The 9,629-nt window shown below is 60.4% G+C and carries 5 protein-coding genes; 2 read left to right on the top strand and 3 right to left on the bottom strand.

From position 1 onward, the window contains the following. Positions 1-752, bottom strand: a 752-nt coding sequence (locus BLS26_RS37000) for an IS110 family transposase (protein WP_092517439.1), incomplete at its 3' end; no start/stop codon positions are given. Between the two features lie 318 nt (positions 753-1,070). Between BLS26_RS37000 and BLS26_RS35400 the strand changes: the two genes are divergently transcribed. Next, on the top strand, positions 1,071-1,910 hold the full coding sequence (locus tag BLS26_RS35400; protein ID WP_092517437.1) for a class I SAM-dependent methyltransferase: 840 nt from the start codon (positions 1,071-1,073) through the stop codon (positions 1,908-1,910). A 275-nt stretch (positions 1,911-2,185) separates the two neighbouring features. Continuing rightward, positions 2,186-5,302 carry an AMP-binding protein gene (locus BLS26_RS35395; protein ID WP_244541796.1) on the top strand — a complete coding sequence of 1,039 codons (3,117 nt, stop codon included), beginning with the start codon at positions 2,186-2,188 and terminating at the stop codon, positions 5,300-5,302. Between the two features lie 327 nt (positions 5,303-5,629). On the opposite strand, the gene BLS26_RS36195 is transcribed toward BLS26_RS35395, so the two are convergent. Next, the gene (locus BLS26_RS36195; RefSeq protein ID WP_157676693.1) at positions 5,630-5,776 is read right to left on the bottom strand and encodes a hypothetical protein; all 147 of its coding nucleotides are present in this window, start codon (positions 5,774-5,776) and stop codon (positions 5,630-5,632) included. A 180-nt stretch (positions 5,777-5,956) separates the two neighbouring features. Then, positions 5,957-9,403, bottom strand: a complete 3,447-nt coding sequence (locus BLS26_RS35390) for a hypothetical protein (protein ID WP_157676692.1) — start codon at positions 9,401-9,403, stop codon at positions 5,957-5,959. Positions 9,404-9,629: the final 226 nt, after the last annotated feature.

Raw genomic sequence — 9,629 nt, 5'->3', positions numbered from 1 at the left:
GTCAATCCCAACCAGGCAGCGAACTGCCGCCCCGAGCGGAACTGATGCGGATCGGTTACCGATGCGGCAAGTGCCGTCGCGCCGACCGGCCCGATGCCGGGGATAGTCATGAGACGACGTGCAACATCGTTGCCACGTAAACAAACGGCCAGATCGCGATCGATCTCGCGGAGCCGGACGTGGATGTCGAGCGCCTGCTGTGACAGCGTAGTGACGATCTTGGCAGCTTCAATCGGTACCTCAGGAGCTTTGCCATCGACGATCTGCCGCGCCATCAGTAGCGCCCGCTCCAGCCCCTTGGGGATGTCGACGCCAAATTCGGCCAGTAGACCGCGGATCATGTTGATCAGCTGCGTGCGCTGCTTAACCAGCAGATCGCGCGTCCGGTGCATCGACAGCGCCGCCTGCTGCTCCGGCGACTTGACCGGCACGAACCGCATCGTAGGCCGTGTCACTGCCTCGCAAACCGCTTCCGCATCGGCAGCGTCGGTCTTCCCGCGCTTCACATACGGTTTTACGTAAGCAGGCGGCATCAGCCGCACCTCATGACCGAGCTTGATTAGCTCGCGCGCCCAGTGATGCGACGTGCCGCACGCCTCGATGCCGACCAGGCAAGGAGGCAACTTGGCAAAAAATGGCAGCATCTGCGCCCGCCGAAGCGACTTGCGAACCACAGCCTGGCCGGCCGCATCGATGCCGTGGACCTGAAAAACGCTCTTGGCCAAGTCGAGGCCGATCGTGGTAATCTGCATAGCGGATGGCTCCCATTTTGCTCGTGAACGCCTGATGGCCTTCACACTTTGGCACCCAGATGCCGTGAGCGGGAGCCATCCACCTCATCTGTTGTCGGGGGATGAACGGACCAGTCCTAGACGCGGCCCAAGGTCTCAGTTTGACCCCAAAGCGATCAGTGGCTCCGTCCGCACTCGTAGAAATGTGTTAGTCTGGCAGGGAGCCGATCGCGTTCTACCCTGAGCCTCAGATTGCGCGCACATGTGGGAAGGCTGTGAATGCTAGTCGCCGACTTTGCGTAACGAAAAATTTGGCGGAATTTGCATTGGAGAGACACAATGCGAAAGTCATCGGAGCCAAGCACACAACCGCACTCAATCTTCAAGGCCTTTGAGCACAAGGCGTGGCAAACGGTGGTTGATCAGTACGATGCAGCTTTCAGCCGACTGACGCAGCAAGCGATTCCATCCGTCTTCGAAGTTCTCGACGTTAGGCCAGGCGTGAGACTTCTCGATGCAGCGTGCGGGCCCGGCAATCTGGCTGCTGCTGCGTTGCTGCTCCGGGCAAAAGTAATCGGTGTCGATTTCTCGGAGCGCATGATCGAGCGCGCCCGTACGTTGCATCCCGACATTGAATTTCGCGAAGGAGACGCGGAAAGCCTGCGGGATTTTCCGGACGAAAGCCTTGATGTCGTCGCCATGAATTTCGGCTTCCACCATTTGGAGCAACCCGAAAATGCACTAAAGGCGATCCACCGCATTTTGAAGCCGCGGGGCCGGTTCGCTTTCACGGTGTGGGGCCGGGAGGAGACCGTTGCCGGACTTTCATTGCCGAGAAGGGCTGTCGCGCTGTTGGGCGACATGGACGTTTTGCCGCCGGGCCCTTCCCCGTTCCATTTCAGCGAACCGGACAATTGTCGAGAGGCGTTCATCAGGTGCAGCTTCGCCGATCCGCAAACGCGGACGGTCGATCAGACTTGGGAATTCGGTTCGCCGGAGGAATACTTCGAGGCCATTTTGCGAAGCACGGCCCGGACGAGCAACTTGCTCCAAAGACAGACCCCTGAACGGCTGACGGCGATACGCGATCATGTTTGCTTAGCCGCAAGCGCGTACCGCAAGGCCGGCAAGGTGTTGCTGCCGATGCCGGCAAACCTCGCTTGGGCCACAAAGCCGTAAGAAAATTTCCGTTCGCCTGCGCCGACGGCACGATTGAATGAGGCAGAAGGCGCTGCTGGCGGGTTTTGAGTCAGTTTCTGGCAGATATTCTGGAACACTAGCGCAACACTGACGAATAGGGGGCGGGATTGTCGAAGATTGTCAAGGAATTGCAACACGGAACCGTGCGCAAAAGCGCCAGAAGACGTCCGTTTTCGTGCCTCCGAGACCTTCTCTCCGACTGTGGGCGAAACGCGCCGGACCGCCACGCCATTCTGGCCCCCGCGCGCCTCCCGATGACCTATGGCGCGTTGTGGATGCAGGCGAACGATGTAGTTCGCGGACTGCGGGGCATTGGTGTGGGCCGAACTGACAGGGTCGCGGTAGTGTTGCCGGACGGACCCGAGGCTGCGGTAGCAATGATCACGGTTGCAGCCGGTGCGGTTTGTGTACCGCTCAATCCGGGTTTCACCGATGACGAATACCAGCGTTATTTCGGCGAATTGCACCTAGCGGCGCTGTTAACCCGCGCTGACTTGAAGTCGGCCAGCCGACACGCCGCCCGTATCATGGGCATACCCGTGATCGATCTGTCGACTCGGCCCAGCGAGGGGGCCGGCGCGTTCAGTATTGTCGGTCAGGCGCCGCAACCTGTGGTCGACCACGAGTTTGCGTCCGGCGCTGACGATGCGTTCATCCTATTGACCTCGGGCACTACGTCGCGGCCAAAAACAGTCCCTCTGACCCATGCGAGCGTCTGTCTGTCGGCTGACAACGTTTGCGCCGCCTTGGCGCTTGAGCCTCGGGACCGATTGCTGAGCCTGCTGCCACTATTCCATGGGCATGGCTTGATCTCGGGACTTCTGGCCTCGCTGGCGGCAGGCTCCAGTGTGGTCTGTACGCCAGGCTTCGATCCAACAGCGTTCTTTCGGTGGCTGACGGAGTTTCGACCAACCTGGTACACGGCGGTTCCGGCAATCCATCGAGCGCTACTAGCGGCGGCAGGTCCCTACAAGCAGGCCGCGCAGCGGACCTCCTTGCGGCTTGTTCGTTCGGCTTCGACGTCTCTATCGTTCGAAGTGCTCGGCGGACTGGAAGCGTTGTTTGGCGTCCCTGTTATCGACACCTACGGCATGACTGAAGCCGCCACCCAGATCGCCGCCAATCCGTTGCAACGGCGAAAGCCTGGTTCAGTCGGCCAGCCGGCAGGCGCCGAGATCACGATCTTGGACAATGGGGGTCGACGATTACGATCCGGCAAACGTGGAGAGATCGCGCTGCGAGGTCCCACTATAACCAGGGGTTACGACAATGATGTCACCGCTACCACGTCCGCGTTTCGGGACGGCTGGTTCCGAACCGGCGACCTGGGGTACCTTGACGCGGAGGGGTATCTCTTCATTGTCGGTAGAATTAAGGAGATCATCCATAAGGGTGGGCAGAAGGTCGTCCCCGCCGAGGTAGAGGCGGCGCTGCTGAGCCACCCGGATGTGATCGAAGCCGCCGTTTTCCCTGTGCCCCATAGACGACTTGGCGCGGATGTCGGTGCCGCCGTCGTACTGCGTCAGGATGCGAAGGTGAGCGCAGAGAGGCTCCGAGACTTTACTCGAGAACGCTTAGCCGGCTTTAAGGTCCCTGGCCTCATTCGGATTGTGCCGGAGATCCCGAAAGGCGCCGGCGGAAAGATCAGGCGCAATGAACTTGCGGCCGAATTTTCAAAGACGCAGCCCGCAGCAGGGGAACGCAGCAGCAAGCTGGTTTTGCCTAGCTCGGAATTGGAGGGTCAACTTGCTGGGATCTGGGCGGAGCTCCTGGACATTGATCAGATCGGCGTTGACCAGGACGTCTTCGCGCTCGGCGTCGACTCACTTGTGATGACGCAGATGATTTTGCGTGTGCAGGAGCGTTTTGGTGTCGACTTCTCATTCAAGGATATCTTCGATGCACCGACCGTTGCGGCTCTCGCGCTTCGCCTTGAGTCGTCGAAAAAGGGCTCCAGCGAGGCATTACTTAGCTCGAGCGACCCGCCAATGGAAATCGCATGCGTGAAAGGAGATGGCCCACAGCCGGTGTCCATTGTGCAGGAGCGCATGCTACGGATCGAGCGAGAGCTCCCTGGACTACCCCAGTTCAACCTTCGCTTCGCTTATCGGCTGCGAGGGCCGCTCAATGTACTCGCGCTCGAGCGAAGCCTTGCCGAAGTCGTGCGCCGACACAGCTCGCTGCGCACGGGATTTGCCTGGCTGGACGAACTGCCTGCTGCTCTCATTACCCCGGCCGACGACATCAAATCATCCCTCATTGTCGAAGATCTCGCAGCTCGGGCGCCTGTCGGAAATTCCCGAGTTAAGGCGCTCTTGCTCAGGAAGGCGGAGCTGGCAGTCGAGCAAGAACGCCTGAAGCTCATCGACACGAACCATGCTCCCTTGTTCCGGGCACGCCTCTTGCGGCTCAGCGCCGTCGACCACGTTTTAGTTCTGATCGTACACGACATCATCATCGACGGCTGGTCGATGGAGGTTTTCATTGAGGAGCTGTCGGAATTTTATGCCGGTTTTACAACCGGCAGGCAAACGCAGTTGCCCGAGCTGGCGCTTCATTTTTCCAACTTCGCCCGTTGGCAACGTCTGTGGTCTACCGGCCGTGCTGCAACCCGACAGCTCGGCTACTGGAAGGAGCGCCTGCGAACGGCCTCACCTGTATTTACAGCCAATGTTGATGTTGCAGGCGAGCTCGCCGCGCGCGTCGTCCACGAACGATTTCATATATCGAATGATTTGATCGCGCGCCTGAACACCCTGGGCCATAGCCGAGGCGCAACCCTGTTCATGACTTTACTGACCTGCTTTAAGACGCTGCTGCTGCTCCGAAGCGGACGCAACGACATTTGCGTAGGGACCACCATGGCCAACCGCTCTCAACCGGGGAGGGGGCGCGTGATCGGCCCTTTCGCGAACACCACGCTTGTTCGCACCCGATTCGATGCTGATCTGACTTTTCAGGAAGCGCTCGATCGAGTGCGTGAAGCCGTCCTGGAGGCTCACGCCAGGCAGGAACTCCCGTTCGATGTCATTGCCGCCCGGCTGGCGGAAGAAGACGGTCTGGATCCAGCATCACTCGTTCAATTTTACTTCGTGCTCCAGGTAGCGTTTCGCCGGCGGATCAAGCTGCATGACGTGGTGGTCCGACCATTCGGTTATCGGGAAGGGAAGTCGGCGCTCGCACCGATTGATCGCACTTGGCTTAGAATGAGCCTCAACAAGACACCGTCGGGAATTGCCGGCGTATGTAGATGCAAGAACGACTTGTTCGAGCGAACGAGTGCCCAGCATTGGATTGCTGATTATAAGGCGATCCTGACCAAAGCGGTCAAGAATCCCAAGAAGTCTCTTGGCCGGTTGGCCGACCGTTGAATGATGGGCGCGGCCTCGTCTCGAAACTGGCAAGACGCTGCGAGGCTTGGTGGCAGTGCCTCGCCATTCTCAAAGTCCAATAAGCTGAAAGGAACCCCCGGGCAGGGTCTGGCCCTGCTCTCGATTTGAAGAGCGAAGCCAGGACGCCGACGATCAGCTTGAACAGATCGATCATCACGTCGCGAGCTTATCGCATCTGAGCCGAATCGAATTTTAGATACACACAGCCAAAATCAGATCTCCCGCGACCGCAAAATCGATTACGGCGCGATCGCGAGCTAGCCAATTCGTCCAAGCGTTTCCGAACACTTCACGGACGATCAGATCTTACTTGAATTTTTGGATCGCTTCATCGAGGTCTTTGACCCGCTTTTGGAGCTGCTCCTTGCGCTGCTCCAAGTGCTGCTTAAGCTTTTTCTTTTGGTCCTCAGCCAGTTGCTTCATATCGAGATCATCTCCAACAAATTCACACATTGTTCGCCCCTTTGTTTCAAACGAGAGGGTAATGTGAAGTGTCTCTAAATATGGAGCGCCATAATAAACCCGTATACTTCTCGAAGCAACTGAAAGTCCTCCGAGCCTACTCGCCTCGGTTCGGCTGGGTAGCTTCAGTTTGTCTCAGCGAGCGTGATCTAATCCCAACCCTCTTTAGAATCAGCGCTTTTTCACGGCCGAGAGCCGCCGAGCACTGCCTTTCACACCACGCAGCGCGAATGTGTCTCCGCCCAACACGCGCTGATCGCGAGATTCCTGGATCAGCTGGAGAGTCCCGGTGGCGGCCCGCGCATTCGCTGTGAATGCGACTAGGATCGGGATACCCTGCATTCCGGCCGGGACGCCGGTGATCGTGCAGCTATTGCGGGGCGCCGCTGCTACCAGCGCCTTCTTAAAATCGTAAGAAGCGGCCTGCTTGTCGAGCTGCTTGCTGATGCGCGCACGTTCCGCGCTCAAGACTGGTTTCGCTTCAAATCCCGTATAAGTGATCTTGGACAGTGGCACCTTCTTTGGCAACACGAGGCTCAGCGACCAGCCCTTCGGCAGCCCATCGAAGCGGAATATGTCGGTCGCCGCGCGCGGATAGAACCGGATCGCATCCCAACAAGCGAACGGCATCGCATCGATGATATGCAGATTCTTGAGTCCCACTTGCCGGTTCTGGGTCACCACCGAGTCGAGGACCAGCGACGTGACGCCTGGAGAATCCTCGTTGCAGGAGGCAACAACGAGCAGGCACGTGTGCGCCGCCGCGGAAATGGGGGGTGCCCAGTCCCATTCCAGTACGGCAGGACGTTCCGGCCGTAGCGAAGCGATCGTCTGTGCCGCGCCAATCGGTGTCCATGGGCTTGCCGTGCCGGAATTCGCCGGGAATACGGTCCAGAAGTCGACCGGGAGGTCCGGCAGGCCCGGCGTGGCGTCGGCGCAGAGAATCTTCACGACGACGTTGCTTGCGGGCAGAACTCCGCGATTGTGTACCTGGACGTACACGCGATTCACCATGCCCCGTTGCGGATTTCGGTGTTCGAGCGCCGTTTCAAAGGCAATGTAGTCGACGGACGCAACCGGCATCTGGTACGAGCCTCCTACTGGCGAATCGACCTTCACGTCCGCGCAGTTCCACCAGAAAAGTGGATCACCAAGATTGATCTGCCGGCCCGGATCCTCCCAGGCTGACGGCAAGCCGGACGGCGACGGCGTCAGGCGCCCAGTGTCCATGACGTGGTCGCGGATCAAGAGGCGGACGTCGGCAACGTCCGCGCCGTCGAGCTGGCGCTCCCAGAGCCCGCGACCGTGCGTCGCCGCGCGCAGCAGCCGGGTCGGCGCATGCAGTTTCAGGTCGTACACGGCGACATTGGGCAGGCCGTCGCTAAACGGCAACCAGTTCGCGCCGCCGTCCGTGGTCGTCCACACGCCGACATCGGTGCCGACGTACATCGTGTTCGGCGCCGCCGGATCGAGCAGCAACGCGTTGGCCGGTGCGTCGGGCAACCGGTTGGGAGACGTGCCGCTCAGATCTGTCCAAGTCCAGCTGCCGCCCGAGCCCGCGCCTGTCCAGACGTGCGGGGCGCCGAAACCGGCCATCGCCAGCACCACCACGTCGGTCATTCCGGGCACGAGGAAAATGTCCCAGATCCAGCGGGCCGGAAGCGGAGATGTGGTGACCTGCGTCGCGGTCCACGCACCTCCTGAGTTCACAGCCTTGTAGACGAGCCCGTTGCTGGTCCCGCAGTAGATCAGCGACGAATTGGCGTAGTGAATCGCCGACACCCGAGCGCTACCGATCCCAGGAAGCGTGATGCTGGTCGGCCAGCTGTCGGTGCCCTGCGCATACGAGAGCCGGAGCGGGTTCGTTCCAAACGCGGCGTTGCTGGAATCAGTGTCGTCGTAGGTCCATGGCGGATAGAACAGCACGGGGCCACTCAGGCCGCTGCTGATGTCGCTGTAGGTGCCGAACTTTCCGGCGGCCGTGGAACGCTCGATACCCCTCTGCGTCACGGGGGGAGGGAGCAGGTTAAAGGTGTGGATTACGTTGTTGGGATTTGCGGGGTCGATGCCGGCCTGGCCGCCGTCGAAGTCGGCCGAGTGATAAAAGACGAGGCTGTTCCGGAACATATCGGTCCCGTTGTCTTGCGTTCCGCAGATCACCAGCGCATCCGACAAAGGATGCTGGCTGATGAACTCGAACTGGGTAATGACCGGTCCCTCGTTGATACTGTCGTCCCAGTTGGATCCGCCGTCTGCCGACTGGTAAATTCCACCGTCGGTGCCAGCGTAGATCTGCAGGCTATTGGTGGGGTGCGAGGCGAACGCGTGGTTGTCCACATGGATGCGTGTGCCGACGCTGGTCACGGTCCACGCGCCGCCGTTTTGCACGCACTTATAGAGTTCGAAACCGGAAACGTAGAGCACGTCCGGGGTGGAGACGTCGACGGCGATGTTTAGCGTGTAGGAACCCACGATGGTCAGCGACGTCGTGATGAGGGACCAAGTGTCGCCGCCGTCGGTGCTGCCGTACACGCCTTTCGGGGGTGCCTTGCTGGTAGGAGAGTCCGCGATCAACGCGAATATCGCGTCGTGGTTGGAGGGCGCCACGGCAAGCGCGATGCGACTGATGCCGCTCGCCGGCAGGCCGGTGGTCAGCATGGTCCACGTCGGCGTCGCGGCGTTGGCATTGTCCGTTCGGAATATGCCGCTCGCCCAGAACGCACACCAGGCCCGGTCCGGGTTGGTAGGATCGTAGGCGACGTCAGTGCACGAGATCACGCTGGGCGAGAGCGGCGGAAGGCCGCTGGTGATCGCGGTCCATGTGGCGCCGCCATCCTGCGAGCGCATTAGGCCGACGCTGGTCGCGCCGAAAAGTACATCGGGATCCGTCGCATGCACCGCGATGCGATAGAATGCGGCGCCTGCGAAATCGGCGCTTCCGACGAGCGTCCAGGTGCCTCCGCCGTCACTCGACCGCAGCACGCCGACACCGTGGTAGTCCTCGTTGGAGGCGCTGAGTGGGAAGTTCTGCACCAAAAAGAAGATGTTGCCCTCGCCCGTGCCGGCATAGAGCCGGTTGTGATCCGAGGGCGCCATCGCCAGCGCACCGATCGCGAGTGACAGTTCGTTATCGGTCGTAGCAAACCAGGTCACGCCTCCGTCGAGGGTCTTCCAGACGCCGCCGCCCGCGGCCGCCAGATAGACCGTCAAGGGCGATGTCGGGTCGACGACGATTCCCGTGACGCGTCCCGTCACGTTGACGCGGGCGCCGCTGCTCAGAGAGCCCTGTCCGTTCGGAATGACGGTCGGTCCGAGCTGCACCCAGTTGTTCGTACCAAGCGAAACGGGCGCAACGATCCTTTCGTCCCGACGGGCGACGGATGCCGCTGTTTCACCAAGGGCATCGAGGCGAAGCTGGGCGATGCTCCTTCCCTCGCTCCCGAAGCGGCGGTCCTGAATGAGCGAGGGATGGCGCTTGTCGGGGCGATCAGCCTGGGATGGCTCGCGCCGAGCACTTCGCCGTTTGACGTTCGGCCGTTTGGTCCTGACCTTGGCTTTGGCGGTTGCCGCCCTGGACTTCGGTTGCGCGCGTTTTACCGACCGTTTCTTAGTCGCCATACTGCGCTCCCTCTGCAGCCATCGGTGGCGCATGCCACGCGCCTCACATCGCAATTGTGCTGATGCGGCTCCTCTGCTGCGCCATATCCAAAGGTCCCAGTGTAGGGATTGAGCCGCTAGCGGCTTCGCTAACCAGACCGGCGGTATTTCACGCGATGCACAATCCACCTAAAGAGAGCGAGCGCGATCAACACGCCCACTCCGATGTAAAGAAGTTCTAATGTGC

Source organism: Afipia sp. GAS231 (assembly GCF_900103365.1).
Classification (GTDB): Bacteria; Pseudomonadota; Alphaproteobacteria; order Rhizobiales; family Xanthobacteraceae; genus Bradyrhizobium.
This window is presented reverse-complemented; position numbering and strand designations above follow the sequence as displayed.